Source organism: Streptomyces sp. NPDC003247 (genome assembly GCF_042888135.1).
GTDB lineage: Bacteria > Actinomycetota > Actinomycetes > Streptomycetales > Streptomycetaceae > Streptomyces.
This window is the reverse complement of record NZ_JBIAPF010000005.1, coordinates 280,362-306,432: the sequence shown is the minus strand read 5'-3', so window position 1 is coordinate 306,432 and position 26,071 is coordinate 280,362. Positions and strand designations below refer to the sequence as shown.

Below are 26,071 nucleotides of genomic sequence, written 5' to 3'. Positions count from 1 at the left end.
ATGGGACGCATCCGCGCGCCCGGCCCCGAGGGGCAGAACCCGCGCCGTCCGCGGGCCATGGACACGGTCCGCACCAACTGGGCCGTCGCCGAGTACGTCGAGCGGGCCCTCGAACGGGGCGAGTACCCCGTCGCCCTCGTCCCGCCCGCGGCCTTCCTCAGGACGGGCCCCGGTCCCCGAACCCACACCGAACACGCCGAACACGCCGAACCGTAAAACCGTAGAACCCGCACCAGGAGAACCACATGGGCATCAACTCCGTAGCCGTCGTCGCCGACCTCGGCGAGAGCTTCGGCAACTACACGATCGGTGACGACGCCGCCCTGCTCGGCCTCGTCACCTCCTCCAACATCGCCTGCGGCTTCCACGCCGGTGACCCGCGCATCATGGACCGGACCGTCGCCGAGTGCGTCGAGCGCGGCATCGAGCTGGGCGCCCACCCGGGCTACCCCGACCTCGTGGGCTTCGGCCGCCGCCTCATCGAGGCGACCGAGGAGGAGATCCGCACCGACGTGCTCTACCAGCTCGGCGCGCTGGACGGCTTCGCCCGGGTGCACGGCGGCACCATCAGCCACGTCGCGCCGCACGGGCGCATGGGCTCGATCGCGCAGACCGACGCCAAGCACGCCCGCGCCATCACCGACGCCATCGCCGCGTACAACAAGGACTACATCGTCATCTGTCAGCGCGGTCTGCTGGCCGAGGAGTCACGCAAGCGCGGCCTGGAGGTGGGCTACGTCTTCCTGGCGGACCGCGGCTACGGTGACGACGGCATGCCGGTCCCGCGCTCGCACGAGGGCGGCCTCATCCACGACCCGCAGCTCATCGGCGAGCGTGCCCGGCAGGTCGTGCGCGAGGGCACGGTCCGTTCCGTCAACGGCAACGTGGTCCCGCTCGGGCACGACGCCGACATCCTGCTGCTGCACGGCGACCACCCCACCGTCCTGGCGAACGGCACCGCGCTGCGTGCCGCGCTGGATGCCGAGGGCATCCGCGTCACCGGACTGCGGGACGTCCTGGCGGAGAAGGCGAAGAAGGCGGAGGCCGCGTCGGCTCGCTGAGGCCGCGCGCACCAGGCAATGACCACAGCACCGTACGGCGCCATCACCGTCGAGCCCTTCGGGGACTCGGCGGTCATGGTGACCATCCCGCACCCCGACCGGACGATCCGCAGGGCCGCCATCGTCGCCTTCCGGGACCGGTTCCTGGCCCACCGGCCGCACGGCGTTTTCGACGTCGTCTCCGGCCTGGAATCGCTGCTCATCGAGTTCGACCCGTTGCTGACGGCTCCGCAGCACGTGGAGTACGCGGCTCGTCTGGTGGCGGAGTGGGCGCCCGTGCCCGCCGCGGACGCGTCCGGCGTGCGTGCGGCGCGCACCTTCGCCATTCCGGTCGTCTTCGACGACGAGACGGGTCCCGACCTGGCCTCGGTGGCGGGGGAACTCGGCTGCACCGCCGCCGAGGTCGTCGAGGCCATCGCGGACTCCACGTTCACGATCTCCCTGCTGGGCGCCGCGATGGCGCCCATGATGGACGGGCTCAAGGTGCCCCGGCCGGTACGCAGGCGGGCCGAACCGCGTACCGACGTCGTCCCCGGCTCGATCATGATCGCGGGCACCAACGCGATCATCCAGCCGTTCCCCGGGCCCACCGGATGGCGTGTCGTCGGCCGCACCCCCTACACGATCGTCGACATCTCCCGCCCGGAACCCGTCTCCTTCGCCGCCGGTGACGTCGTGCGCTTCGTCCCCGTGACACAGACCGAGGCGGCCGCTGCGGACGGCGGGTTCCTGCTGCCGGTGGAGGACTCCGTATGACGACCGTGGCACTCGACATCACGCACACCGGCTGGATCACGACGTTCCAGGACCTCGGCCGGCACGGCTCCGAACAGCGCGGCGTGCCCACCGGAGGGGCCGCCGACCAGCACGCGGCGGCCGTCGCCAACCTGCTCGCGGGCAACCCCGCGCACGCGACGCTCCTGGAGAGCCTCGGCGGCGAACTGGCCCTGGTGCCGGACGCCGACGTGCTCCTGGCCGTGACCGGTGCCCCCGCCGAGGTGACCGTGGCAGGCGCGCCCGCGACCGCCTGGACTCCCCTGCTGGTGCCGGCCGGCCAGGAGATCCGTGTCCGCCCGGACATCAGCCGCGGAACGCGCACCTACCTGGCGGTCAACGGCGCACTCGCCGCGAAACGGCTGCTGGGCAGCACCGCCCCGGACGCCCGGATGGGCTTCGGGCAGGCCGTGTCGCGGGGCGATCGGGTGCTGCTGGAGACGGAGTTCGGTGGTTTCGGCCGCCGGCCGTTCGAGCCGTTGCTGTTCCGGCTTCCCGTGCCCGTCCCCCGCTTCGACGAGGGGACCTGGACCGTCGACGTCGTCGCGAGCCACGGCATCCACACCATTCCCGGCGTCCGGGAGCTGATCGAGGACTCGGTCTACACCGTCACGCCCCGCTCCAACCACGTGGGGCTCCGGCTCGACGGACCGGTACTCCACCCGGACGGCGACACCGAGATCGTCTCGCACGGCGTGCCCGTCGGGGCGCTCCAGATCCCGCACGCGGACGAGCTCATCGTGCTCGGCCGCTACCGGAGCCTGACGGCGGGCTACCCGATCGTCGGCGTCGCCTCGCGGGCCTGTCTTCCTCTGCTCGGGCAGGCGGGTCCGGGACGCCGGCTGCGGTTCCGGTGGACCGACCGGGAGACCTCGCTGCGTCGGTTCACGCAGCGTGCGGCCGAGGTGCGGACGCTGGGACGGGCTGCCGCCGAAGCGTTCGGCGCCCTCGGTTTCTCCGCACCCTTGTCGCGCATAAAACGAGAAGATATTCTCAATTGAAGTACGAATCGCATATCAAAGCGCCCCGACCGACCAAGGAGGTGGCTCGATGACGACGTCGGCCAAGACCGCGCTCATCACGGGAGCAGGCAGCGGGATGGGCCTGGAGACCGCACGGCTGCTGGCCCGGGACGGCATCACCGTCGTCCTGCTCGGCCGTCGGCAGCAGGCCCTCGACGAGGTCGCGGACACCATCCGCGCGGAAGGCGGCACGGCCCTGGCCCTCGCCGCCGACATCACCCGCACCGAGGACGTCACCCGCGTCCTGGACCGGGTCCGCACCGAGTTCGGCCCCGTCGACATCCTGGTGAACAACGCGGGCAGCGCGTCCTCGGTGCTCAACCCGCAGTGGCTGCCGCACGAGGAGTGGCGCCAGGTGCTCGACGTCAACCTCACGGCCGTCTTCCAGCTCACCCAGGCCGTCCTGCCGGACATGCTCGGACGCGGCACGGGCACCATCGTGACCGTCTCCTCGCTCGCCGCCGTCAACCCCAACCTGCTCGGCGGCGCGGCCTACGGCGCCGCCAAGGCCGGCGTCCGCAACTTCATGACCTTCCTGCACAACACCTTCCGCAACCAGGGCCTGCGCGCCATCACCGTGCTGCCCGGCGAGGCGGACACCCCGATCCTCGACAACCGGGCACGCCCGCCGGCCCCCGAGGAGCGCGCCGGCATGGTGCAGCCCGTGGACGTCGCCGAGGCCATCCGACTCGCCGTCACCCTTCCTCAGCGGGTCGTCCTCCAGGAGATGGTCGTCGCCCCCACCCGGCAACGCGACACCTCCGGCGACCTGGAGGTCAGCCGTTGGGCGGGCGCTCCCGCCGACGCCGAGCCGCAGCTCTGAACACCCGCCACCAGGAACGCCACCAGGAGAGTTCGATGCCTCCCTCCCTCACCGCACCGTCCCCCGTCTTCGGCACGGCCGAGGCCGTCGCCCGGATCGCCGCCGCCTCCCGCCGGACGCAGCAGCCGCAGTCCCGTGGCGACCTCGTCTCCCTCGCCATGGGAGAGCCCGACTTCGACACCCCGGAGGCAGTGACCGAAGCCGCCCTCGGCGCGCTGCGCGCGGGCCGCACGCACTACTCGCCCCTGCTCGGCGAACCGGCCCTGCGCGAGGCACTCGCCGAGCAGCTGACCGGCCTGGCCGGGGTACCGGCGAGCGCCGGCGACATCCTGATCACCCAGGGCGGCACCGCGGGTCTCGCCGCCTCGATCCTCGCCGTCGTCAACCCGGGCGACCGGGTCGTCGTCCCGGACCCCACCTACTCCCTCTACGCCGACCTCGTCAGCATGGCCGGCGGGGTCGTCGTGCCCGTCCCGCTCGCGCCGGACCTGCACTGGGACCTCGACCGGCTCGCCGACGCCCTCGTCGACGCCCGGCTCTTCGTCTTCTGCAACCCCTGCAACCCCACCGGCATCGTGCACAGCCGCGAGGAACTCGACACGCTCGCCAAGCTGCTCGACGGCACCTCCACCATCGTCATCTCCGACGAGGCGTACTCCGCGCTGGACTTCACCGGCCGCCCCTTCACCTCGGCGATCTCGCTCGACGGCCTGCGCGAGCGCACCGTGTACTGCCAGACCTTCTCCAAGAGCTACGCGATGACCGGCTGGCGCGTGGGATACCTGTGGGGCCCGTCGGAGCTGATCCGGGCGTCGGCCCGCATCCACAACACCTTCAACGGCTCCGTCAACACCTTCATCCAGGACGCGGCGCTGGTCGCGGTGGAGCGCTGCGAGGCGGACGTGGACCGTATGCGCCAGGCGTACCTCCAGCGGCGCGACCTCATGCGCGACGCGCTCGCGGACGTTCCCGGCCTGACGCTCAGTTCGCCGGAGGGGGCGTTCTACCAGTTCCCGCGCTACGACCTGGACCTGCCGTCCGTGGAGGTCGTCGCCGCCCTGCGCGCGCAGGGTGTGGCCGTCCGGCCCGGCAGTGAGTTCGGCGCCTGCGGCGAGGGGCACCTGCGCCTGTCGTACGCTGCCAGCCCGCAGTCCATCACCGAGGGCGTCCGCCGACTCGCCCTGGGCTTCGCCGCCTTGCGGTGAACGCCGCCCCCGACGCGAGGAGAAAGTCGCCCATGCGCAGTGACACCGAGCGCAACCGCAGGCACCTCATCAAGGCCGCCGCGCGCCTGTTCGAGAAGTCGCCGGGGCCCGTCAGCCTGGCGGAGATCGCCCGGCACGCCGAGGTGTCCACCGCGACGGCCTACCGCCATTTCTCCTCGGTCGAGGAGGTACTGCACGCGTTCCGCGCCCAAGTGGGCTCCGAACTGCAGGAGTTCAGTGCACGTCAGACCGTACGGGGCATGGCCAGGCTCGAGGCGGTGTCCCGGTACTGGGTGTCGCTGGTGCTGGAGCACGGTGGCGCCATGGCACAGATGCGTTCGCACCGCGGCTACCTGGAGCGGCTGCGCGAGAACACCGGTTACCTCGTCCCGCAGGCCGAAGCACTCGCCGAGCCGCTGCGGCAGACGACAGAGGAACTCGGCCTGGGCGACCTCGGCGACGAGGCCCTGTATCTGTGGAACGCGCTGTTCGACCCCCGCGACATCCTCGACCTCATCACGAGTGGGCGCAGCGAGGAGGAGACCGCCACCCGCCTCCTGGCGGCCCTGCGCGGCGCCTTGATCGGCTGGTCCACCCGGCACCTCTGATGCGCACCTCCGAATGCCCGCACATGAACAGGGAGACAGCACTTCCATGGACGTCAGCGCCTATGTCGAGACCGTTTACGCCGGGTTGTGCCGGCGCGATCCGGGGGAGGCGGAGTTCCACCAGGCCGCGCGGGAGGTCCTGCAGGCGATAGGCCCCGTGCTCCGGGCGCACCCCGAGTACGCGGAGAACCGTGTCGTGGAGCGGCTGTGCGAGCCGGAACGACAGCTCATGTTCCGCGTGCCATGGGTGGACGACCACGGCACGGTACAGGTGAACCGCGGCTTCCGGGTGGAGTTCAACAGCGCGCTCGGACCCTACAAGGGCGGTCTGCGGTTCCACCCGAGCGTCGATCTCGGCATCGTCAAGTTCCTCGGATTCGAGCAGATCTTCAAGAACGCGCTGACCGGGATGGCGATCGGCGGTGGCAAGGGCGGGTCCGACTTCGACCCCAAGGGGCGGTCCGAGGCGGAGGTGATGCGGTTCTGCCAGTCCTTCATGACCGAGCTCCACCGTCACCTGGGAGAACACACCGACGTGCCCGCCGGGGACATCGGCGTGGGCGGCCGCGAGATCGGCTACCTCTTCGGCCAGTACAAGCGGATCACCAACCGCTACGAGAGCGGCGTCCTGACGGGCAAGCCGGTGGGCTGGGGCGGTTCGCAGGCCCGCACCGAGGCGACCGGCTACGGCACCGTGTACTTCGCCCAGGAGATGCTCGCCACCCGGGGCCAGGACTTCGACGGCCGCCGTGTGGTGGTCTCCGGATCGGGGAACGTCGCCCTCTACGCGGTCGAGAAGGTGCACAGCCTGGGCGGACGGGTGGTGGCCTGTTCCGACTCCTCCGGCTACGTCGTCGACGAGGACGGCCTCGATCTCGCCCTGCTGAAGGAGGTCAAGGAGGTGCGCCGCGCCCGCGTCGCCGCCTACGCCGAGGCGAAGCCCACCGCCCGCTTCTCCGCGCGGGGATCGGTGTTCGACGTGCCGTGCGACATCGCCCTGCCGTGTGCCACCCAGAACGAGCTGCGTCAGCAGGACGCCGTGGCCCTGGTGAAGAACGGCGTGCTGGCCGTCGCCGAGGGCGCCAACATGCCGTGCACCCCCGAAGCCGTCGAGGTCTTCCGGGACGCCCGGGTGCTGTTCGGCCCCGGCAAGGCGGCCAACGCGGGCGGGGTGGCGACCTCCGCCCTGGAGATGCAGCAGAACGCCTCCCGCGACGCCTGGACCTTCGAGCGGACCGAGAGCAGGCTCGCGGACATCATGCGGCAGGTGCACGCGCAGTGCCGTGCCACGGCCGAGACCTACGGCGGTGACGCCGACGACTACGTGCTCGGCGCCAACACCGCGGGCTTCCTGCGTGTCGCGGAGGCGATGACGGCGCAGGGAGTGATCTGACCTCCCGGTCCGGTTCGCCGCGAGGACTGCCGAGCACCCCGGGAGGGCACGGAGAGAGACCGTCATCCGTGCCCGGTGACGGCGCCTTCGGCGGTGTCACCGCGTCGCCCGCCGGTTTCCCCGCGGCCGCGGCCGGGCCGGCCACCACCCGGATCCGCTCAGGCCGCGTTCCGCCGTGCTCGGCCGAGTCGGCCTGGCGATGTGACGGGGACAGGTCCGAGGTCGAGGTCCTCGTGCCGGACGGCGTGTCCGTCGAAGTGCCGCTTCCCGGCGGATCACGGTTCCGGGTGGCCGCCGGCCGGCACCTCCTGTCGTCGCGCTGAGCCGTCGGACGGCGCACGGTCCGCTCCGGCCCGGCATGGCGGGACGGAACCGGTGCCGTGCGGGACGTCCGGACCTGCTGCCGGACGTCCCGCGGCCGGGGACGGGTCAGTTGTCGAGGATCTCGATCTCGGCGAGCGCGTAGTGTTTCCAGGTCAGGTTCGCCCCATTGACCCTGATCCGCAGACCTCGCAGGTTCTCCTGCTGCGGGAGGTCGACGAGCTGCGCCTCCACGGTGGCGTCGTTGGTGAGGTAGGTGCGGGCCCCGCTGTCGGCCACCTCGGTCCAGGTGGCGCCGTCCGTCGTGACCTCGACGGCGGCTGAGGTGATCCCCTGTCCCTGGCCGTAGTTGGTGTGGATGCCGATCTGGTCGGCGTCCGTCCCGTCGGCCCAGGTGAAGGTCAGGTACTGCGGCAGGGCGGGGTTCCGGTCGAGAGGATCACAGCAGGTCCTTTCGGTGCGGTGCGGTGCGGTGGATGCGACGTTCGGGTGGTCCGGGAGGGACGCGTCGGATCGGCCGGAGCGGTGCGGTCGAGGAGGAGCTGGGATTCCTGCGGGCGGGACGGGCGGTGCGCGCCCGTCCCGTCATGGCGGCGCGGAGGCCCGCCGGCCGGAGCGTGTCCGGCCGGCGGGCCTCCGCCCGGAGCGGCTGCCGCCGCGGTGATGTCAGCTGGTCGCCTCCAGGGACCAGTCGGCGCTCCACCAGGTGGTGGGGGCGGCGCTCTCCTCGACGTAGCCGAGCTTGTTCTCGGCGTGCAGGTAGTCGCCGGTGTTGCGGTTGCGGATGCGCACGTAGCTGCCGTTGGTCTCCAGGACCCAGTCGGCGCTCCACCACTTGTCCGCGATGTGGCTGTACTGCACGGCCCCGCTGGGGGTCTGGTTGTTGAGGAAGTCGCCGGTCCAGCGGTTGCGGATGCGGGTGTAGCCCGAGCTGTCGGTCCGGGTGTACCAGTGGCCGGACCAGTACGTGCTGGGCACGCTGGTGGCGAGCTGGACCTGGCCGGTCTTGTCCTGGAGATGCATGTACTGCCCGGTGCTGCGGTTCTTCAGCCGGTAGACGGAGTAGCCGGCGTCGGGCTTGAAGACGCGCACGTAGTCGACGTACCAGGTCTTGGGCCAGGTGTCGTTGGCGGACCCGCTCCACGAGGCGTCGGTGTACAGGCCGAGCATCATGCCCATCGGGTACAGCGGCGAGCCGGCGATGCGTCCCTTGTACTCGTTGTCGTAGTAGAACTCGAGCCCGGTCGGGGTCCACTCCATGCCGTAGACGTGGTATTCGTTGGCGGGGTCGCCGTCGATCGTCATGGTCGTGTTCGTCTTGTTGTACGACGGGTCGGTCCACTTGTGGAGCGTGGGTGTCCACGAGCCGAGGTTCGAGAAGGCGTTCTCCACGATGTCGATCTCGCCGGACCGGAGGGTGCCGGTGCCGTCGGATGCCTGGTCGGCCTGGTCACCGACGAGCCACCAGGCCGTGTGTCCGCCGCCCCCGCAGTTGGGGCCCTTGGCCCGCATCTCGAAGTAGCCGAACTGGGTGGTGTAGCCGTTGAAGTCCGGCTCGCTGTGGTTGATCTCCATCTGCCCGTCCCAGCCGTTGAACTGGTGCAGGTAGTTACGCTCGTAGGTCTGGATGCTGGAGCACTTGACGATGCCGTCGTTGACCGGGTCCCAGGCCGGCTGGTCCTCGTCGATGCGCAGGGCCAGCGCGCTGTCGCTGATGCTGTACCGGGGCGCGGACAGCTCGCGGGTGCTCCAGTGGGGCAGGTAGTACGGCAGCCACTTGTCCGTGTCGAGGGACGAACTCTCGAACTCCTCCTGGAAGTCCAGCGTGTAGCCGGACTTCGTGGTCGAGTTGGCAGGGAAGTCCGACGTCGTGGCGGCGAAGGCCGGGCGGGTCAGCTGCATCGAGGCGGCGGACAGCAGCGAGGCGCCCAACAGGGCATTGAAGGAACGGCGCTTCACAGGTGGTACTCCTTCGACGGAAGGCAAGCGGGGGCTGGGAGGGGCGCGATGAGCGCGGCGTCCTGGCAGCGCGCACATGCGTCGCGCTGTGCCGGCGCGCGGCAGGGTGGTCCTCGGTCCACGCCGACCGGGTGGGCCGGATCGTCCGCGGATGAGAACGTACTGACAGAAAGTCAGGAAGTCGTGCAGGGGGCGACGCTCAGGATGGCGTCGTCTGCCGTCGGTGCATGGTGCGGCTCCAGGCATGAGGGGGAGGCCGTGACCGCCGGGGCGGGATACCCGGCGGCACATACGAAGGTCGTTTTCGTATGTCGGCGTCCCTCAGTGAAACGGCAGTAACAAAGGCCGTCAAGAGTTCACACGGAGGTAATCTGAAGATGCCTTCCACAGGAGAGGCGTCGGCCGCACGGCCGGCGCACAGCGGACTCACGGGGACGGGATGCCTTCACCTCGCGGCAGCGGCGCCGATCAGGCATTCATCAGGGCGCACAACGCTCAGGCGGCCCTTCGCATCCTGCGTCACACCGGCACTCCGGTCACCCTGACCCAACTGGCCAGGACGGCAGGGCTGTCGCGCCCCACGGTCGAGTCCGTGCTGGCCGATCTCACCGCCCGCGGCTGGGTGGTGGAACTGCCGCCGGACGACGGGGTGATGGGGCGGCCGGCACGCCGTTTCCGGTTCGACGCCGCCGCCGGTCACGCCGTGGGTCTGGACATCGGCATGGGCAAGGCCCTGGCGATCGTCACCGACCTCGACGGCCGGGTCGTCGGCAGTACGCGCCGCACGCTCAGCGACGGCCTGTCAGGACCGAACCGGCTGACGCTCGCCGGCGACCTGGTGGACGAATGCCTGCGGCAGGCGGGGATCGCATCGCCGTCTCTTTGGGCGTTGACCGTTGGCCTCCCGGGCCTGATGGACCGCACGGGGCGCATGACGCGTTCGACGGTCCTGCCCGGGCTGACCGGCGTGAACCTGTCCGGCTACTTCGCCGACCGGTTCGGCTGCCGGGTGCGGGCCGAGAACGACGCGAACCTCGCCACCCTCGCGGAGCACTGGCACGGCTGTGCCCAGCATGTCGACGACGTGGTCTACGTCCTGGCGGGCCGGCGCACCGGCGCCGGCATGATCATCGGAGGGCGGCTGCACCGGGGCCCGAACGGGGCCGCCGGGGAGCTGGGCGCGCTGCGGATGCTGGGCTGGTGGGACGCGCCCGGCGATCTGGAGGGGCACGGCGCCGACGCGGAGGCCGTCTTCGACGCGGCGCCCGCCGACCCCCGGGCCCAGCAGGCCGTCCTCGCCTACGCGGCGGCCCTGTCCAACGGCATCGCGGCGCTCGTCCTGACCCTCGATCCGGACCTGATCGTCATCGGCGGCGGTCTGTCGCAGGCCGGGGACCGACTACTCGGGCCCCTGCGCCGGCACTTGGCCGAAACCTGTCTGACCACACCGAGAATCGAAATGTCCGTTCTCGGCGACGAGTCGGTGGCCCTCGGGGCCGTCCGCACAGCCCTGGACCTCATCGACGAGGAAGTCTTCGACGCAGGACTGCGGCTCCAGTCGCCCCCGGACATGCCCTGAGGCCCGCGTTCCGTCAGGCGTCCGACCTGCGGTGACCGCCCTCCGCCGACGGCTCGCACGGGGCGGCCGGGCACGCCCGGCCGCCCCGCTCCGGACACAGGCTGGACACAGCCGCCGAAATTTTCGCCGCACCTCTTTACGGCACGGCAAACGCGATGTTAGATGTCGCTTGCTTCGCTTCATTCAAACTCTGAATCAAGTCGCTTGGGGATGTAATGCCTGGTTCGCTCCGCAGGATGCGCGCCGACAACCGGTCACTGGTACTCGGACACGTCGTGCGTCTGTGCCCGGTCGCCCGGCTCGACCTGGCGCAGGCGCTAAACCTGTCCCCAGCGACGATCACCAGCGCCATCCGCGAACTCGTGGGCCAGGGACTCGTGGAGGTCGTGGACGTCGTCCAGACCAACGGACGCCCCCGCGAACGGTTCGGCCCGTCCGCCTCCACCGTGCACGCCATCGGCGTCAAGGTGATGGCCGACCGCGTGGTCGCGGTCCGGGTCAACTACCGCGGCGAGGTGACGGCTTCCATGGAGGCCCCGTTCGACTCCCACCACTCCCGGGCGACCGGGCAGCTCGCCGATCTGCTGGAAGCGTGGATCGAGGAGCACGGCCGCAAGGGTCTGCTGGGCGTCGGCATCGGCGTGAGCGGCATAGTGGACTCCGAGTCGGGCCGGGTGGTCGACGCGGCTCGCGCCGGATGGAGCGACCTGCGGCTCGCCGAGGAGCTCGGCGACCGGCTCGGCACCCATGTCCGCGTCGACAACGACGTGATGGCCCTGGCCCGGGCCCACGCCCTGTACGGAGCGGGTCGCGAGCACGACTGCTTCATGATCGTGACTCTCGGAACGGGTCTGGGGTCGGCGGTCGTCACCGGCGGACAGGTCCACCGCGGCGCACGAGGCATGGCCGGCGAGATCGGCCACTTCACCGTCGATCCGACAGGCCCCCTGTGCGGCTGCGGCGCGAACGGCTGCCTTGAGGCGTACGTCTCCGAGTACGCCCTCGCGCGGGAGGCCGCGGCGTCCGGTGTCGCCGACGACTTCGAGCAGCTCCTCGCCCGGACCGAGAGCGACCCGAAGGCGCGCCGGCTCTTCGAGTCCGCCGGTGTCCGGCTCGGGCAGGCCCTGCAGCTCGTCGTCAACGTCCTCGACCCCGCCGTGGTCATCGTCTCCGGCGAAGGCGTGCGCTGGTGGCGTCACCTGCGGGACGCGGCACAGGACCAGCTGCGCCGCGGTCGGCTGGGCAGCGCCCGGCAGGTCTCCCTCGTCCAGGACGACTGGGACGACCGGGCCTGGGCGCGCGGTGCCGCGGCCTGCGTCCTGTCCTCGCTCACCGAGCCCACCGGCCGGCGCCTGCCGGCCGCCCCCACGATCGACGCACCACGACCGGGCTCCTCCGGTCCCTGATCCTCCACGTCCCAGGACGAGATCCCCCACCTCGTCACCAGGCATCACACGGCAGTACACCACCACCGGGAGCCGTCCGGCGCGCAGACGATCGCCGCCCGGCTCGTTCCGCGACGCCCGCGAGGCGTCGTATGCGAAAGGCACAGAACCATGAAGAGAATCACGCGAGCGGCCACGAACGTCGTCTCCGCGGCGGCTGCGCTGACCTTGCTCGGCGCCTGCGGCGCGCCCGAGTCGCCCAACGCCTCCACCGACACCGACGGCAAGCTGGAGGGCCGCGGTCCCATCACCTTCGTGGCGGGCAAGGACACCTCCGGCAGCATGCAGAAGATCGTCGACCGCTGGAACGCCGACCACCCGAAGGAGAAGGTCACCTTCGAGGAGCCCACCTTCGACGCCGACCAGTTCCGGGCGAAGGTGGCGCAGGCGGCCCAGGCCAAGAGCGACACGTTCTCCGTGATCAGCATGGACGTGGTGTGGACCGGCGAGTTCGCCAAGCGCGGCTACGTAGTGCCGCTGCCCGACGACGCCGTGGACACCTCGGAGTTCCTGTCCGGGCCGGTGGAGACCGCGACGTACGACGGCAAGCTGTACGGCGTGCCGTGGAAGACCGACACCGGCATCCTCTACTACCGCAAGGACCTCCTCGACAAGTACGGCCTCAAGGCGCCCACCACCTGGGCGGAGCTGGCCGAGGCGTGCGAGAAGGTCGCCGAGCCGGAGGGGATCGACTGTTACGCCGGGCAGCACGGTCAGACCGAGGGCCTGACGGTCAACGTGTCGGAGGCCGTGAACTCCGCCGGCGGCTCCCTCGTCACCGACGGCAAGCCCACCGCCGACACTCCTGAGGCCATCAAGGGCCTGACGTTCCTGGCCGACGCCTTCAAGAAGGGCTGGGCCGCGCCCGAGGCCCTCACCTACGACGAGGAGGCCGGGCGCGCCCGGTTCCAGAGCGGCGAGCTGCTCTTCCAGCGCAACTGGCCGTACATGTACGCGCTGGCCAACGCCAAGGGCGAGGGCAACAAGGCCGCCGGCAAGTTCGACATCGCCCCGCTCCCGGGGGCCGACGGCGCCGGCTCGGCGACGCTGGGCGGTCACAACCTGGCGATATCCACGTACGCGAAGAACAAGGCCACGGCGCTGGACTTCATCAAGTTCTTCACCCAGGAGGACAACCAGAAGCAGAACCTCCTGGTGGGCTCGTACGCCCCCACCCGGAGCGCGGTCTACGAGGACAAGGACGTCGTGTCCGAGATCCCGTACCTGTCGACCATGAAGACCGCCCTCGACAAGGCCGTTCCGCGTCCCGCTGCCGTCCCCTACCAGCAGGTGACCGCCGCCATCCAGGAAGCCGGACTCGCCGTCGAGAAGGGCACCAAGACCCCTGCTGAGGCCGCCAAGGACCTCCAGGCCGCGCTCGTTCCGCTCCTCGGTAAGTGAGTCATGTCCACCTCGCAACCCCAGACCCGGTCCGCGGCCACCCTGGTGCTGCCGACCATCGCCACCCTGGCCGTCGTGGTCGCCTACCCCGTCTTCCAGGCGGTGCGGCTGTCCCTGTACGGCCAGGACATCAACTTCAACGTGTTCTACCGGGGATTCGGCAACTACGCCGACTTCCTCACCGGCCCACACTCCGAGCAGTTCTGGCGGGCCGTCACCAACACCAGCGTCTTCACCTTCATCTCGGTGATTCTCGAGACGGTGATCGGCCTGGGCATGGCACTGGCCATGCACCACGTCATCCGCGGCCGCGGCCTGCTCCGTGCCTCGATCCTGGTCCCGTGGGCCATCCCCACCGCAATGAGCGCGCTGGTGTGGAAGTGGATGTTCACCCCGCACGGCATCGTCAACGCCGTGCTGGGCACCGACATCATCTGGGCGACCGAGCCCTGGGCCGCGAAGACCGCCATCATCGTCGCCGATGTGTGGAAGTCGGCCCCCTTCATGGGCCTGCTGATCCTCGCCGGCCTCCAGACCATCCCGAACGAGATGTACGAGGCCGCCCGGGTCGACGGCGCCACCGCCTGGCAGCGGTTCACCCGGATCACGCTCCCGATGATCCACGGGGCGCTGCTGGTGGCCGTTCTGATGCGCATGCTCGACGCGCTGCGCGTCTTCGACCTGCCGTACCTCTTCGCGGGCAGCGCCGACAACCAGGACCTGGTCACGCTGTCGATGCTGGGCTACAAGTACGCGATCCAGCAGGGCGATTCGGGCGCCGGTTCCGCGGTGTCCCTGCTGACCCTGGTCTTCATCGGGGTGATCGCCTACCTGTTCATCCGGCTGCTCGGCGCCGACGCCCTCGGCACCCGTGAGGCCAAGGAGGCCCGCCAGCAGGCGAAGAAGGCGGCGCGAGCCTCCCAGCACCACCCCGTACAGGAGCCGTCATGACTGCCTCCACCCTCGCGCGTCCCGCGTCCGTCGACGCGCCGCCGCCCAGCGGCACCGCCGTCCTGCGTACGCGGCGCCCCTCGCTCCGTGGTGTGCTGCGCGGCCTGCTGGTGGCGCTGATCGTCCTGTGGTGTCTGGCGCCCTTCCTCTGGATGCTGCGCACCAGCTTCACCGTCGAGCCCGAGGTGCTCAGCAGCAACGCCCTGATCCCGAAGGCGCCGAGCCTGGACAACTACACGGCGGCGTTGTCGGAGAAGAACGCGTTCCTGCGCGCGCTGCTCAACAGCTTCGTCGTGGCCGGCACGACCACGGTCCTGGCCCTGCTGATCGGTCTGACCTGCGCCTACGCGCTGGCCCGGCTCACCTTCCGCGGCCGCAACCTGGTCCTCGCCGCCGTCCTGACGACGTCGATGTTCCCGCTGGTCGCCGTGTTGAGCCCGCTGTTCAACCTGTTCACCCAGCTCGGGTGGATCGACAGCTACCAGGCCCTCGTCGTGCCCAACATCAGCATCTCGCTGCCGCTGGCGGTGTGGACGCTGACGAACTTCTTCCGGCAGATGCCCTGGGACCTGGAGGAGGCCGCCCTCCTGGACGGCTGCACCCGCCGCCAGGCCGTCCGCCTCGTCCTCGTCCCGCTGATGACACCCGCCATCTTCACCACCGGCATCCTGGTCTTCATCACCGCGTGGAACGAGTTCATCATCGCGCTGACCATGACCAACCAGCAGGAGATGTTCACCGCGCCGGTGGCCATCGCCAACTTCACCGGCGCCGTCAGCCACCAGTCCCCCTTCCCCTCCCAGATGGCCGCCTCCGTCGTGGTCACCGTCCCCCTCATCGTCCTCGTCCTGATCTTCCAGCGCCGTATCGTCGCCGGTCTCACCGCCGGCGCCACGAAGGGATAGCACGTGTCCGCAGCATGGTGGCGTGACGCCGTCATCTACCAGATCTACGTCCGCAGCTTCCGCGACAGCGACGGCGACGGCATCGGCGACCTGCCCGGCGTCCGCACTGCCCTGCCGTACCTGAAGCGCCTGGGCGTCGACGGGATCTGGCTGAACCCCTTCTACCCCTCCCCTCAGTACGACCACGGCTACGACGTCGCCGACTACACCGGCGTCGACCCCGTCTACGGCACCCTCGCCGACTTCGACGCGCTGCTCGCCGACGCGCACGAGCACGGCATCCGCGTCGTGGTCGACCTGGTGCCCAACCACTGCTCCATCGAGCACCCGCTGTTCGAGGCCGCGCTCGCCGCCGGGCCGGGCAGCCCCGAGCGGGAGATGTTCCACTTCGCCGACGGCCGCGGTGAGAACGGCGAGCTGCCGCCGAACAACTGGCGGACGATGTTCGGTGGCTCGGCCTGGCAGCGGGTGCCGGACTCCTGCCCCGACGGGCAGTGGTTCCTGCACCTGTTCACCCCGGAGCAGCCGGACTTCAACTGGCGCAACCCTCGGGTGGCGGAGTTCATGCAGGACGTGCTGCGGTTCTGGCTCGACCGCGGTGTCGACGGCTTCCGCATCGACGTGGCCCAGGGCCTGTTCAAGCACGCCGACCTCCCGGACGCGGCCGACCCGTTCGAGGAGGAGCGGGTGGGCGACGCCGCCAACCCGCTCGCCTGGGACCAGCCCGAGGTGCACGAGGTCTACCGCTCCTGGCGGAGCATCTGCGACGAGTACGAGGCCCGCGACGGCAAGGTGCGCCTCCTCGTCGGTGAGATCACCGGGATCGGGCAGCGCAGCCTGCCCGACTACGTCCGCCCCGACGAGCTGCACCAGGGCTTCTTCTTCGACTTCCTGGGCGCCGCCTGGGACGGCAAGGGCCTGCGGGCCATCATCGACCAGGGCCTGGACGGCGCGTCCGTCACCGGCTCCACGGTCACCTGGGTCCTGGGCAACCACGACCGCGTCCGCGTCGCCACCCGGTACGGCGGCGGCGAGGCCGGCCGCGGCCCCGGCGACTTCGAGCTGGGCACCCGCCGGGCCCGCGCCGGTGCCCTGCTCACGCTGGGCCTGCCCGGTTCGGTCTACGTCTACCAGGGCGAGGAGCTGGGACTCCCGGAGGTCGTCGACCTGCCGCTGCACCGCATCACGGACCCGATCTACCGTCGCTCGGAGGGCAAGCGCCTGGGCCGCGACGGCTGCCGGGTGCCGATCCCGTGGTCCGGCGACCAGGCGCCGTACGGCTTCTCCGAGACAGCCGACACCTGGCTGCCGCAGCCGGACTACTTCGCCCCGCACACCGTGGAGCGCAACGAGGCCGACCCCGACTCGGTCTGGCACCTGTACCAGCGGGCGATGGAGCTGCGCGAGCAGCACATCCCGGCGACCGCGCCCCTCGCGTGGCTGCCCAGCGACGAGGGCGTCCTCGCCTTCACCCGCGGTGACGGCTTCACCTGCGTGGTGAACTGCACCGACCGGCCGACCGCCGCCCCGCTGCCCGGCACACCCGACTTCGCCAGTGGTCCCGTGGAGCCCGGCGTAGTTCCCGCGAACACCGCGGCCTGGTGGTTCAGCGCTCCGGCCGCCGACCGCGGCTGACGACCGGCCCCCGGCCGCCGAGGTCCTCCTGACAGGACCCCGGCGGCCGGGGGCCCTCCACGCCGTTCACTGAAACGGCGCACGGCGACGGGCCGGCCGTTTCCGCGGGCGCCGGCACGTCGGGCCGGCCCGACGCCGCGCACCAGCCGACGGCGCGATTGAACGATTCAAAGGACCGGAAACGCCCCTCCACACCACGGCGGCCACCTGCATCTCGACGTCGCAGAATTCCTTGTCAGAAGCGTAGACACCTTAATCTTCTCCTCGTTACCTTCATCGCCGATCGATATGAATCGATAAAATCCGCGAGCCGAAGGGACGACGGCATGCGACACCACGAGAGCACACCCGGACGAAGAGAAGTGGGACGCCGAACGGTCCTCGCCTCCACTCTCGGCACCCTTCCCGTCCTCATGGCCCACCAGGCTCTGGCGGCCTCCCCCGCCGTCGCCGCGCCGGTGGCGGACACCCCGGGCGGCGGCGACACCTCCGTGACCGGGCTGACGGTCGAGCACCGGACGAACCCGCTGGGTGTGGACGCCGCCCGGCCCCGGCTCGGCTGGCGCACCGCGTCACGTGTCCGCGGCCGACGCCAGAAGGCGTACCGGATCCTCGTCGCCACCTCCGCCGGCCGCCTCTCCGCCGGCCGCGCGGACGTCTGGGACAGCGGGCGCGTCGACTCCGCCGCGTCGGTCGCGGTCCTCTACGACGGTCCCGAGCTGAGCCGCTCCACCCGGTACCACTGGACCGTGACCGTGTGGGACGAGAAGGGCGGCGCCCACACCGCCCGGAACACCGCCCGCTTCGAGACCGGCCTGCTGAGCACCGACGGGGTGGGCGGCTGGGACGGCGCCCGCTGGATCACCATGGCGGGCAAGGCCGCCAACTCCGCGGGCGCGCCCCTCCTGCGGCACGAGACGCCCCTCGCCCGCGCGAAGGTCCGCCGGGCGCGGCTCTACGTCAGCGCGCTCGGTGTGTACGAGGCGTACGTCAACGGCCGCCGGGTCACCGTGCCCCAGGACGGGCACCGCACCCCCGAGCTGCTGACGCCGGGCTGGACGAACTACGACAGCGTCGTCAACTACATGAGCTACGACGTCACCGGGCTCGTGGCCGCCGACCGGCAGCGGGTCACGCTGGGGGCGGTGCTGGGCAACGGCTGGTACAACGGCCGGGTCTCGGCCGGGGCCGCCTACTACTCCGCCTCCGGCAGCCGGCTCGCCCTGAAGGCGAAGCTGCTCCTCGAATACGCCGACGGGACGTCGCAGACGGTGGTGACCACGCCCGGCACCGATTGGCGGGCCACCGACACCGGCCCCTACCGGGCGGACGACATCTACGCCGGGCAGCGGTACGACGCCCGCGCCGAGATACCGGGATGGTCCGCGGGCGGTTTCGACGCCTCGGCCTGGGCGGGGGCCGACGAACACGACTTCACCTCCCGCTTCCCCGGCTCGCAGCTGGTCGCCTACCCCGGCGAGACCGCACGGCTGATGCCGGACTGGGCGTGCGAGCCGGTGTCGGTGACCGTCTGCACCGGCGTGACGGGCGAGGCCGACAGTCCCTACGGCAGGGGCCGCGTCGTCACCGACCCGGACCGCACGGTCACCGACCCGGCGAAGGCGCCCCACGCCGAGATCGCGCTGCGCCCCGGCGAAACGGCCGTGTACGACCTGGGCCAGAACATGGTGGGCGTCCTGCGGTACGCGCTGCGCGGCCCCGCGGGCGCCGAAGTGGTCTTCCGCACCGGCGAGATGCTCAACGACGCGAGCGAGGGCGCCGACGGCCCGGAGGGGTCCGTCTACCGGGCCAACCTGCGCGGTGCGGAGGCCACCAGCACCTACGTCCTCGCAGGCGCGGCCGACGGCGAGACCCACCAGGACTCGCTCACCTTCTCGGGCTTCCGCTACGTCTCCGTCACCACCTCCCACGACGTCACCCTGACCGGGGTGACCGGCAAGGTGGGCACCTCCGCGATCCGCGACATCGGCTCCGTCACCACCGACGACGACAAGGTCAACCAGCTCATCGGCAACGTGCGCTGGGGGCAGCGCGGCAACTACCTGTGGGTGCCCATCGACTGCCCGCAGCGGGACGAGCGGCAGGGCTGGACCGGCGACACCCAGCTCTTCTCCCGCACCGGCCTGTACAACGCAGACGTGGTCAACTTCCTCTCCCACTACCAGGAGAGCCTGGTCCAGTCCCAGCGCACCTACGGCGTGGGCGGCGCCCAGTTCACCACCCTCGCGCCGAGCAAGCCGTACAACGCCACCTCCATGGTGAGCGGCTGGGCGGACTGCGGCGTGATCGTGCCGTGGACGGTCTGGCAGATGAGCGGCGACACCACGATCATCGAGCGGAGCTGGGCCGCGATGACCCGCTACCTGGACTGGATCCGGGGCCGGACCGGGACGACGTACGCCGGACAGGGCTCCCGCTTCGGCGACTGGCTGGCCCCGCAGAGCACCGGCACCCAGCTCATGAGCGACGTCTACTACGGCTACAGCGCCCGGCTCATGGCCCACATGGCCCGCGCGACGGGCCGCACGGCGGAGGCGTCCGGCTACGACGACCTGTTCGCGAACATCAAGCGGGCCTTCCTCGCCAAGTACCTCGACACCACGGACGGTGGGCTCACCCTGCGCTCCAGCCTCGGCGGCAAGCCCATCAACGGCCCCGCCCCCGAGGACGACAGCCAGACCGCCCTGCTGTGGGCCCTCAAGCTCGGCTTCTACGACACCGAGGCCCAGCGCCGCCGACTGGTCGAACTGCTCGCGGCGAACATCGGCAACGACGCCGCGTACAAGGCGGCCCATCCCGGCAGCACCCGCGTCCAGTACGCCGAGAACACCCTCTCCGTCGGCTTCCTCGGCGTGAACGTCCTCGCGCCCGTGCTCACCGACGAGGGCCGCGCGGACCTCGCGTACGCGCTGCTCCACCAGAACGCCATGCCGTCGTGGCTCTTCTCGGTCGACAACGGCGCCACCACCATCTGGGAGCGCTGGAACTCGTACTCGACGGAGGACGGCTTCGGGCCGGTCTCGATGAACTCCTTCAACCACTACGCCTACGGCGCGATCATGGAGTGGCTGTACACCGGCATGGCGGGCATCGCCGGCGACCCCGAGGAGCCCGGCTTCCGGCACTTCTTCCTCAGCCCGCACCCGGACCCGACCGGCCGGATCACCCGGGTGACCGGCTCCCACCTGTCCCCGTACGGCGAGATCAGCAGCGAGTGGGAGGTGACGGACCGGACATTGACCTACCGGGCCGAGGTGCCGGCCAATACCACCGCGACCCTGCGCCTGCCGGCCACGGAGCCGGACGGTGTCCGTGCTGGCCGCACACCACTGGCCCGGCTCGACCAGGTGAAGTTCCTCGGCTTCGCCGACGGCACCGCCTCCTACCTGCTTCCCTCCGGCCGCTACGAGGTGACCTCGCCACTCGGCTGATCGTCGGCCGGGCTCCGGGTCGCCGACTGCGCTCCAGCGGCCCGGACCGGCCGGTCGCCCACCGGGAGGCGAGGCTGTACGCCCCACAGGATTGAAGCGTTTACACAACAGGCGACCGTATCCCCCCGGGGGGACAACGCGACGAAAGGGCCGCCGTTCGCACCTGGCAGGCCGACGCTCCCGGCCGAAAAGGCTCCCCACGGTCGTCCAGGTACGGCAAAAGATGCCGACATGCCATAATCGCGAACTGAAACGCTTACGCGATCCACGATGACGGCAGGAGGGTGGATGGTCCGCCGCCCCGCCCCGAGAGGCGGAGACCGCCCGGCGACGATCCGCGACGTCGCGCAGCACGCCGGCGTCTCCGTCGCCACCGTCTCGCGCATCCTCTCCGGCAGCTACCCCAGCGCTCCCGCGACCCGCAGCAAGGTGCTGCGCGCGGTGCGCGAGCTGGATTACGTGGCCAACCCGCACGCCAGGGGACTCGCCGGTGTGCAGCCGAAGAACGTGGCCATAGTGGTCAACTCGGTGGCTTCGCCGCATTACTCTCACGTCGCTCAGGGAGTACAGGAACAGGCCGCCAAGGCGGGGCGGGTGTGTCTGGTCGGCACCACCGGCGGTGACCCCGAGCAGGAGCTGGCACTGGTGCGGCTGATGCGCGAGCGGCACGCCGAGGCGCTGATCCTCGTCGGAAACGTCGTCGTGGACGACGCCTACCGCGAGCGCATGATCTCCTACGCCCGGTCCCTCGCCCTGGTCGGCTGCCACCTGGTCCTGTGCGGCAGGCCCTCGCTCGGCCCGGACGTGCCGGCCATCGTCGTGGAGTACGACAACACCAGCGGCGCCTTCGGCATGGCCAACCACCTCATCGACGCCGGGCACCGTCGCGTCCTGTTCCTGGGCCGGCGTGCCGGGTACTCCACGCCGGAGAGCCGGATCGAGGGCTACCGTGCCGCGCTGAGGGCCCACGGTCTCCCGCTGGAGCCGGAGTTGGAGGTCGACGGCACCATGGAGCGCGAGGAGGGATACCGGATGATGAGCGAACGGCTCGCCGCCGGTCCGCGGGACTTCACCGCCGTGATGGCGGCGAACGACGAGATCGCGGCGGGTGCCCGGCAGGCTCTGCTGGAACGGGGACTGCGCATCCCGGAGGACGTGTCGCTCACCGGCTTCGACGACCTGCCGCCGGCCGCCGACATCGGCCTCACCACGGTGCACGTACAGCACAAGGAACTGGGCCGTACCGCGGTACGCCTGGCGCTGGAGAGCGACACGCCCGGCGCGCCCCAGCACTTCCTGCTGGGGACGCGGCTCGTCGTCCGCGACACCGTCGCGGCGCCGTCGCGGAACGCACCGCGCCGTGCCCGTGCGGCGGCGGACTGACCTGATTCAGGCAGCGCGCGAGTGCGCCTTGCCGCATGCCCGGGGAGCGGTCGCGCCCCTGAGAGTCGGTGTGCGGCAGCAGGTGCTCAAGGATTCACGAACCGGAACGACCTGCTGTCCGCGTACGCGCCGTCGGCCCCCTCCTCCGGGTCGAGCCACACCTTGTCGTCGTCGCGGTAGCGCAGATAGGAGAAGGGGCTGTTGAAGGCGAACAGGGCCTTGGAACCTTCCTCCGAACCGTCGCGGACACAGTAGGTGGCGTCGGCGCGGAAGACGACGCTGCCGTCGTCGGACCCCACCTCGACCGTCCCTTCCTCCCCCGCGTGGCGCAGGTAGGAACCGTCGGAATACCGGAAGGAGTAGCAGCCGCTGCCCATCAGGCCGGGGACGACCGTGAAGGTCAGCCGCTGGTCGGTGAGCGACACTCCGTCCGCCGCCTCCAGCAGCACCACGCGCCCGTCCCGCACACCCATGTAGAAGCCGGGCCGTGTGGCCGCCTCCAGGGCGTGGGGGCCGAGCAGTCCGGTGGGGGTGGCCGACGCCGACGCGCCGGTGGGCGCGGACGACGTCGAGGTCGGGGAGGCCGAGGAAGAGGCCGAGGGCCTGGTCGGCGGGGACGGCGACGGGGCGGACGCCGACGGGGTGGCGGACGCGGTCGGCGAGGCCGCCGCGTGGTGTTCCGCCCGGGAGGCGCCGGAGGGCGTGCCGGGGTCGGCGAGCCCGTACCAGAGCCCGGCCCCGGCCAGCACCACCGCCGCCCCCGAGGCCGCCACCATGACGGGCCCCTGCGTGAGCCGGCCCGCCGCCTTGGCCGCACGCACCGCGCCGCCCGCGCCGGGGCCGTGGCCCGAGCCGGTGGCGGCAGCGACCACGACCCCACCGCCCTTCGCTCCCGCAACGCCTTTCATGATGAGGGCGGCACCCACCCCGAGGGGCAGCGGGACGAGCGCCAGACCGCCCAGCAGCCCCTCGGCGGGAACGAGGGCGCCACGGGTGCCGGCGCAGCCCGGGCAGTCACGGACGTGGCGGCTCAGGCGTTTGCGCCACAGGGAACCCGGGCGGCCGTCCCAGGTGGAGAGGGTGCGTGTCAGCTCGGGACAACGAGGCGTGGTCGCCAGGGCGCGCACCACGGCGCGGGCCGCCTCCAGCCGTTCCTTGACGCGCTGCACCCGTACGGCGGCCTGCTGGAGACTGAGCCCGCCGCCCTCCGCCCAGTCACTGCGGTTCAGTTGTCCGGCGGCCTCCATCCACCACAGCGAGAGGGTCTCCCGATCGGTCTCCTCCAGCCAGCGCGTCGCCTCCACCGCCTCACGGCGCTGGCCGGTCAGGTCGAGCCGGAGGATCGTGAGGTCGGCGAAGTCCGCCTGCGGGTCGGCCCGCGCGACGGCGTCCTCGGGCAGGCCGGTCCGCGGACCGCTCTGCCGGTCTTTCCACCAGTCACGCACCTGCCGGAGGGCGATGGCGACCAACCAGGAACGGAACCGGTCCGGATCGCGCAGCGCGGGCAGACCGCGCACGGCGCGGAGCATCGTCTCCTGCACGACGTCGTCGACATCGGGATGGCCGTCCATCGCCCGCCCCACGATGTTGTAGACGAGCGGCAGGTAGTCGGCCACCAGCCTCTCCACAGCTCGCTGGTCACCGTTCGCGGCAGCCGTCACCCGGGCCACGTCCGTGTCCGCAAGTCGCCCAGCATCGCGCGAGCGCACGCGCGCCACCGTCCCCTCATGTCGTCTTGTGTGATGTGACTTGGGCAGCGCCCTGCCCGCTGCCGGCCCGAGCCGTCGTCACGGTGCGACAGTGTGCCACCGCCGGCCGGCGCGCGAGAGCCGTGTCCAGATCTCACATCGGCTCGGGGAGTGCCAGATCTTTCGGGTCACACCGGCGAAGCCGTCGTCGCGGACCTGCCGGAACGGTCCACCGTGAGTGATGCACGTCACATTGGAAGAAGTTCTGAGATTTCTGCGATGGCCGGCGCCGGCGTCAGGTCTCCCATGCGTAAGGCATCGATCCGAGCGTTCCGCGGAGGACGGCACGACGCGCTCCGCCGCGTCGTTCCCGCGTGACACAAACAGGAGAACTCCCCGTGCACCCCAAGCACCGTCGTCGTAGGGCACTCTGGTGGTCCGTCGGTATGGGCTCGGCCGCCGTGGTCGCGTCCGTCGCCCTGCTCACCGATCTGTCCCCCCTGGGCAACGCGTCCACCGACCAGTCCTCGGCAACAGCGCGCCCGATGGAGAAGCTCGGCCGCGGCGTCGTCGCCGTGCGCAGCAGCGACACCGACGTCCTCGTCTCCTGGCGTCTGCTGGGCCTCGACCCCGAGGGGATCGGTTTCAACGTCTACCGGTCCACCGGCGACGACGGCACCTACACCAAGCTCAACCCGGACGTCCTGACCGGCGGCACCAACTTCACCGACACCACCGCCGACCTCACGGCGGACAACCGGTACCAGGTCCGGCCGGTCGTCGACGGGGACGAGCAGACCGCGAGCAGTCCCTTCACCCTCACCGCCGACCACGCGCAGGAACCCGTCGTCCGCGTCCCCCTGCGCGACGGCGCGGAGATCAAGTTCACCTGGGTCGGCGACCTCGACGGGGACGGCGAGTACGACTACGTCATCGACCGGCAGTCCACCCCGCGCGCCATCGAGGCGTACCGCAGCGACGGCACCTTCCTGTGGTCCATGGACATGGGCGACAACAGTCTCAACCTCAACAACATCGAGGGCGGTTCGTCCGGTCTGGACACCGGCAACTGGGACGGCGTCACCGTCTACGACTTCGACGGGGACGGGAAGGCGGAGGTCGCCGCCCGCATCGCCGACGGTGTCACCTTCGGCGACGGCTCGGTGTTCTCCGAGGGCGAGGACGACGACCACCAGTTCATCGCGATGCTCGACGGTCTGACCGGAGCCCCCCGCGCCACGGCCGCCGTGCCCGACGACTACATCGCCGACGGGCCGATGTACGCGCGGTTCGCCGTGGGGTACCTCGACGGGCACACCCCCTCCCTGGTCGCCTTCATGAAGAACCGCGTCGGCCGGGGCAAGTTCAACCTCATGATCACCGCCTGGACCTTCGACGGTTCCGCAGTGGAGCGCTCGTGGAAGTGGAAGCGCGGCGAGGGCAACGACGGCACGATGTCGGACGGCCACAACACCCGGGTCATCGACGTCGACGGCGACGGCAAGGACGAGGTCGTCGAGATCGGGTTCGTCCTCAACGGCGACGGAACCGTCCGGTACAACCTGGCCGACCAGGGCATCGTCCACGGTGACCGGTTCTACATCGGCAAGCTGGACCCCGACCGGCCCGGCCTCCAGGGCTACGGTGTCCAGCAGGACAACGAGAGCGGCCTGCGCGAGTACTACTACGACGCCACCGACGGCACCATGATCTGGAAACACACCGGCGAGGGCGTCGCCGACATCGGCCGCGGCCTGGTCGGCGACATCGACCCGAGCGCCCCTGGCATGGAGGTGTGGTCGTTCTCCGGTGTGTACAACGCCGCCTCCGACGACCTGCTCGTCAAGGACACGACGAAGGCGCCGTGGCCGTCCCTGGGCCTGTGGTGGGACGGCGACACCAGCATGGAGCTGCTCAACGGCGGCCGGATCGAGAAGTGGAACGCCGACTCGCCGAGCGCCAGCGACGGCCTGCCCCGGCTCGTGACGACCTGGAAGTACGGCGCGAAGGGCTTCGGCAGCGCCAAGAACCCCTCGCTCGTCGCCGACCTCTTCGGTGACTGGCGCGAGGAGGCGGTGTACAGCAACGCCGACAACAACGAGCTGATCATCTTCACCACGGACCAGGCCACGGACACGCGCCTGTACACGCTGGCGCAGAACCCGGCCTACCGCAATGACATGACGGTCAAGGGCTACCTGCAGTCGCACGAGGTCGACTACTACCTCGGCAGCGGCATGGAGCAGCCGGAGCGCCCGGACATCAGCTACGTCGGCGACACGGACGAGGAGACCGCCTCGCCCTCGGCGAGCGCCGGCCCCTCGCGCGGCAACGGCAACGGGGGCCACGGTCGCGGCCGGCACGACGACGAGCACGGTCGGCGCGAGGACTCCTGACCGCACCGCCGGGCCCGCGCACTCCCGCCGGGCGGACACCGCGCACCCCAGGGTCGCGGCGTCCGCCCGG

Annotated in this window: 20 protein-coding genes; 17 read left to right on the top strand and 3 right to left on the bottom strand. The window is 70.9% G+C overall.

What is annotated here, in order from left to right:
- From ACFYWQ_RS18880 to gdhA, 8 genes are read left to right on the top strand one after another with little or no spacing between them, the layout of a single operon-like run.
- Complete coding sequence (locus tag ACFYWQ_RS18880; RefSeq protein ID WP_389517901.1) at positions 1-216, top strand: hypothetical protein; 216 nt, start codon at positions 1-3, stop codon at positions 214-216.
- Between the two features lie 29 nt (positions 217-245).
- Positions 246-1,061, top strand: coding sequence for a LamB/YcsF family protein (locus ACFYWQ_RS18875; protein ID WP_389517899.1), 816 nt, complete (start codon positions 246-248; stop codon positions 1,059-1,061).
- 18 nt (positions 1,062-1,079) lie between these two features.
- Positions 1,080-1,817, top strand: coding sequence for an allophanate hydrolase subunit 1 (locus tag ACFYWQ_RS18870; RefSeq protein WP_389517897.1), 738 nt, complete (start codon positions 1,080-1,082; stop codon positions 1,815-1,817).
- Entirely contained in the window at positions 1,814-2,836 is a 1,023-nt protein-coding gene (locus tag ACFYWQ_RS18865) for a biotin-dependent carboxyltransferase family protein (protein WP_389517895.1), read from the top strand. The genes ACFYWQ_RS18870 and ACFYWQ_RS18865 overlap by 4 nt, the downstream gene beginning before the upstream one ends.
- Before the next feature lie 49 nt (positions 2,837-2,885).
- On the top strand, positions 2,886-3,680 hold the full coding sequence (locus tag ACFYWQ_RS18860; RefSeq protein ID WP_389517893.1) for an SDR family oxidoreductase: 795 nt from the start codon (positions 2,886-2,888) through the stop codon (positions 3,678-3,680).
- Positions 3,681-3,715: 35 nt separating this feature from the next.
- On the top strand, positions 3,716-4,885 hold the full coding sequence (locus ACFYWQ_RS18855) for a pyridoxal phosphate-dependent aminotransferase (RefSeq protein WP_389517891.1): 1,170 nt from the start codon (positions 3,716-3,718) through the stop codon (positions 4,883-4,885).
- 32 nt (positions 4,886-4,917) lie between these two features.
- Positions 4,918-5,493: a TetR/AcrR family transcriptional regulator gene (locus ACFYWQ_RS18850; RefSeq protein WP_389517889.1), complete on the top strand. Its 576-nt coding sequence runs from the start codon at positions 4,918-4,920 to the stop codon at positions 5,491-5,493.
- A gap of 46 nt (positions 5,494-5,539) precedes the next feature.
- Positions 5,540-6,886 (top strand): NADP-specific glutamate dehydrogenase, encoded by a 1,347-nt coding sequence (gene gdhA, locus ACFYWQ_RS18845; protein WP_389517887.1) that lies wholly within the window; start codon positions 5,540-5,542, stop codon positions 6,884-6,886.
- A gap of 429 nt (positions 6,887-7,315) precedes the next feature.
- Here the strand turns inward: gdhA and ACFYWQ_RS18840 are convergent, their stop codons facing one another.
- Positions 7,316-7,486 carry a hypothetical protein gene (locus ACFYWQ_RS18840; protein ID WP_389517885.1) on the bottom strand — a complete coding sequence of 57 codons (171 nt, stop codon included), beginning with the start codon at positions 7,484-7,486 and terminating at the stop codon, positions 7,316-7,318.
- A gap of 387 nt (positions 7,487-7,873) precedes the next feature.
- Positions 7,874-9,166 carry a family 16 glycosylhydrolase gene (locus tag ACFYWQ_RS18835; RefSeq protein WP_389517883.1) on the bottom strand — a complete coding sequence of 431 codons (1,293 nt, stop codon included), beginning with the start codon at positions 9,164-9,166 and terminating at the stop codon, positions 7,874-7,876.
- 439 nt (positions 9,167-9,605) lie between these two features.
- Here ACFYWQ_RS18835 and ACFYWQ_RS18830 point away from each other — a divergent pair, with 439 nt between their 5' ends.
- From ACFYWQ_RS18830 to ACFYWQ_RS18795, 8 genes are all read left to right on the top strand, one after another.
- On the top strand, positions 9,606-10,745 hold the full coding sequence (locus ACFYWQ_RS18830; RefSeq protein ID WP_389517881.1) for an ROK family protein: 1,140 nt from the start codon (positions 9,606-9,608) through the stop codon (positions 10,743-10,745).
- A gap of 236 nt (positions 10,746-10,981) precedes the next feature.
- A complete protein-coding gene (locus ACFYWQ_RS18825) occupies positions 10,982-12,151 on the top strand; it encodes an ROK family protein (RefSeq protein ID WP_389517879.1) in 1,170 nt (389 codons plus the stop codon).
- Positions 12,152-12,301: 150 nt separating this feature from the next.
- Positions 12,302-13,591 (top strand): ABC transporter substrate-binding protein, encoded by a 1,290-nt coding sequence (locus ACFYWQ_RS18820; RefSeq protein ID WP_389517877.1) that lies wholly within the window; start codon positions 12,302-12,304, stop codon positions 13,589-13,591.
- Positions 13,592-13,594: 3 nt separating this feature from the next.
- Positions 13,595-14,542 carry a carbohydrate ABC transporter permease gene (locus tag ACFYWQ_RS18815; protein WP_389517875.1) on the top strand — a complete coding sequence of 316 codons (948 nt, stop codon included), beginning with the start codon at positions 13,595-13,597 and terminating at the stop codon, positions 14,540-14,542.
- Positions 14,539-15,447 (top strand): carbohydrate ABC transporter permease, encoded by a 909-nt coding sequence (locus ACFYWQ_RS18810; RefSeq protein WP_389517873.1) that lies wholly within the window; start codon positions 14,539-14,541, stop codon positions 15,445-15,447. The genes ACFYWQ_RS18815 and ACFYWQ_RS18810 overlap by 4 nt, the downstream gene beginning before the upstream one ends.
- A 3-nt stretch (positions 15,448-15,450) precedes the next feature.
- Entirely contained in the window at positions 15,451-17,082 is a 1,632-nt protein-coding gene (locus ACFYWQ_RS18805; protein WP_389517871.1) for a glycoside hydrolase family 13 protein, read from the top strand.
- Between the two features lie 413 nt (positions 17,083-17,495).
- Positions 17,496-20,534 (top strand): family 78 glycoside hydrolase catalytic domain, encoded by a 3,039-nt coding sequence (locus tag ACFYWQ_RS18800; RefSeq protein WP_389518324.1) that lies wholly within the window; start codon positions 17,496-17,498, stop codon positions 20,532-20,534.
- Positions 20,535-20,822: 288 nt separating this feature from the next.
- A complete protein-coding gene (locus ACFYWQ_RS18795; RefSeq protein ID WP_389517869.1) occupies positions 20,823-21,917 on the top strand; it encodes a LacI family DNA-binding transcriptional regulator in 1,095 nt (364 codons plus the stop codon).
- Between the two features lie 86 nt (positions 21,918-22,003).
- On the opposite strand, the gene ACFYWQ_RS18790 is transcribed toward ACFYWQ_RS18795, so the two are convergent.
- Positions 22,004-23,578, bottom strand: a complete 1,575-nt coding sequence (locus tag ACFYWQ_RS18790) for a sigma-70 family RNA polymerase sigma factor (RefSeq protein ID WP_389517867.1) — start codon at positions 23,576-23,578, stop codon at positions 22,004-22,006.
- Between the two features lie 425 nt (positions 23,579-24,003).
- Here ACFYWQ_RS18790 and ACFYWQ_RS18785 point away from each other — a divergent pair, with 425 nt between their 5' ends.
- Positions 24,004-26,001 carry a hypothetical protein gene (locus ACFYWQ_RS18785; protein WP_389517866.1) on the top strand — a complete coding sequence of 666 codons (1,998 nt, stop codon included), beginning with the start codon at positions 24,004-24,006 and terminating at the stop codon, positions 25,999-26,001.
- Positions 26,002-26,071 lie beyond the last annotated feature (70 nt).

Excerpts from the sequence above, each read along its gene's own strand:
- ACFYWQ_RS18880 (WP_389517901.1), top strand. The coding sequence starts at position 1 with ATGGGACGCATCCGCGCGCCCGGCCCCGAGGGGCAGAACCCGCGCCGT.
- ACFYWQ_RS18875 (WP_389517899.1), top strand. The coding sequence starts at position 246 with ATGGGCATCAACTCCGTAGCCGTCGTCGCCGACCTCGGCGAGAGCTTC.
- ACFYWQ_RS18870 (WP_389517897.1), top strand. The coding sequence starts at position 1,080 with ATGACCACAGCACCGTACGGCGCCATCACCGTCGAGCCCTTCGGGGAC.
- ACFYWQ_RS18865 (WP_389517895.1), top strand. The coding sequence starts at position 1,814 with ATGACGACCGTGGCACTCGACATCACGCACACCGGCTGGATCACGACG.
- ACFYWQ_RS18860 (WP_389517893.1), top strand. The coding sequence starts at position 2,886 with ATGACGACGTCGGCCAAGACCGCGCTCATCACGGGAGCAGGCAGCGGG.
- ACFYWQ_RS18855 (WP_389517891.1), top strand. The coding sequence starts at position 3,716 with ATGCCTCCCTCCCTCACCGCACCGTCCCCCGTCTTCGGCACGGCCGAG.
- ACFYWQ_RS18850 (WP_389517889.1), top strand. The coding sequence starts at position 4,918 with ATGCGCAGTGACACCGAGCGCAACCGCAGGCACCTCATCAAGGCCGCC.
- gdhA (WP_389517887.1), top strand. The coding sequence starts at position 5,540 with ATGGACGTCAGCGCCTATGTCGAGACCGTTTACGCCGGGTTGTGCCGG.
- ACFYWQ_RS18830 (WP_389517881.1), top strand. The coding sequence starts at position 9,606 with ATGCCTTCACCTCGCGGCAGCGGCGCCGATCAGGCATTCATCAGGGCG.
- ACFYWQ_RS18825 (WP_389517879.1), top strand. The coding sequence starts at position 10,982 with ATGCGCGCCGACAACCGGTCACTGGTACTCGGACACGTCGTGCGTCTG.
- ACFYWQ_RS18820 (WP_389517877.1), top strand. The coding sequence starts at position 12,302 with ATGAAGAGAATCACGCGAGCGGCCACGAACGTCGTCTCCGCGGCGGCT.
- ACFYWQ_RS18815 (WP_389517875.1), top strand. The coding sequence starts at position 13,595 with ATGTCCACCTCGCAACCCCAGACCCGGTCCGCGGCCACCCTGGTGCTG.
- ACFYWQ_RS18810 (WP_389517873.1), top strand. The coding sequence starts at position 14,539 with ATGACTGCCTCCACCCTCGCGCGTCCCGCGTCCGTCGACGCGCCGCCG.
- ACFYWQ_RS18800 (WP_389518324.1), top strand. The coding sequence starts at position 17,496 with ATGGCCCACCAGGCTCTGGCGGCCTCCCCCGCCGTCGCCGCGCCGGTG.
- ACFYWQ_RS18795 (WP_389517869.1), top strand. The coding sequence starts at position 20,823 with ATGGTCCGCCGCCCCGCCCCGAGAGGCGGAGACCGCCCGGCGACGATC.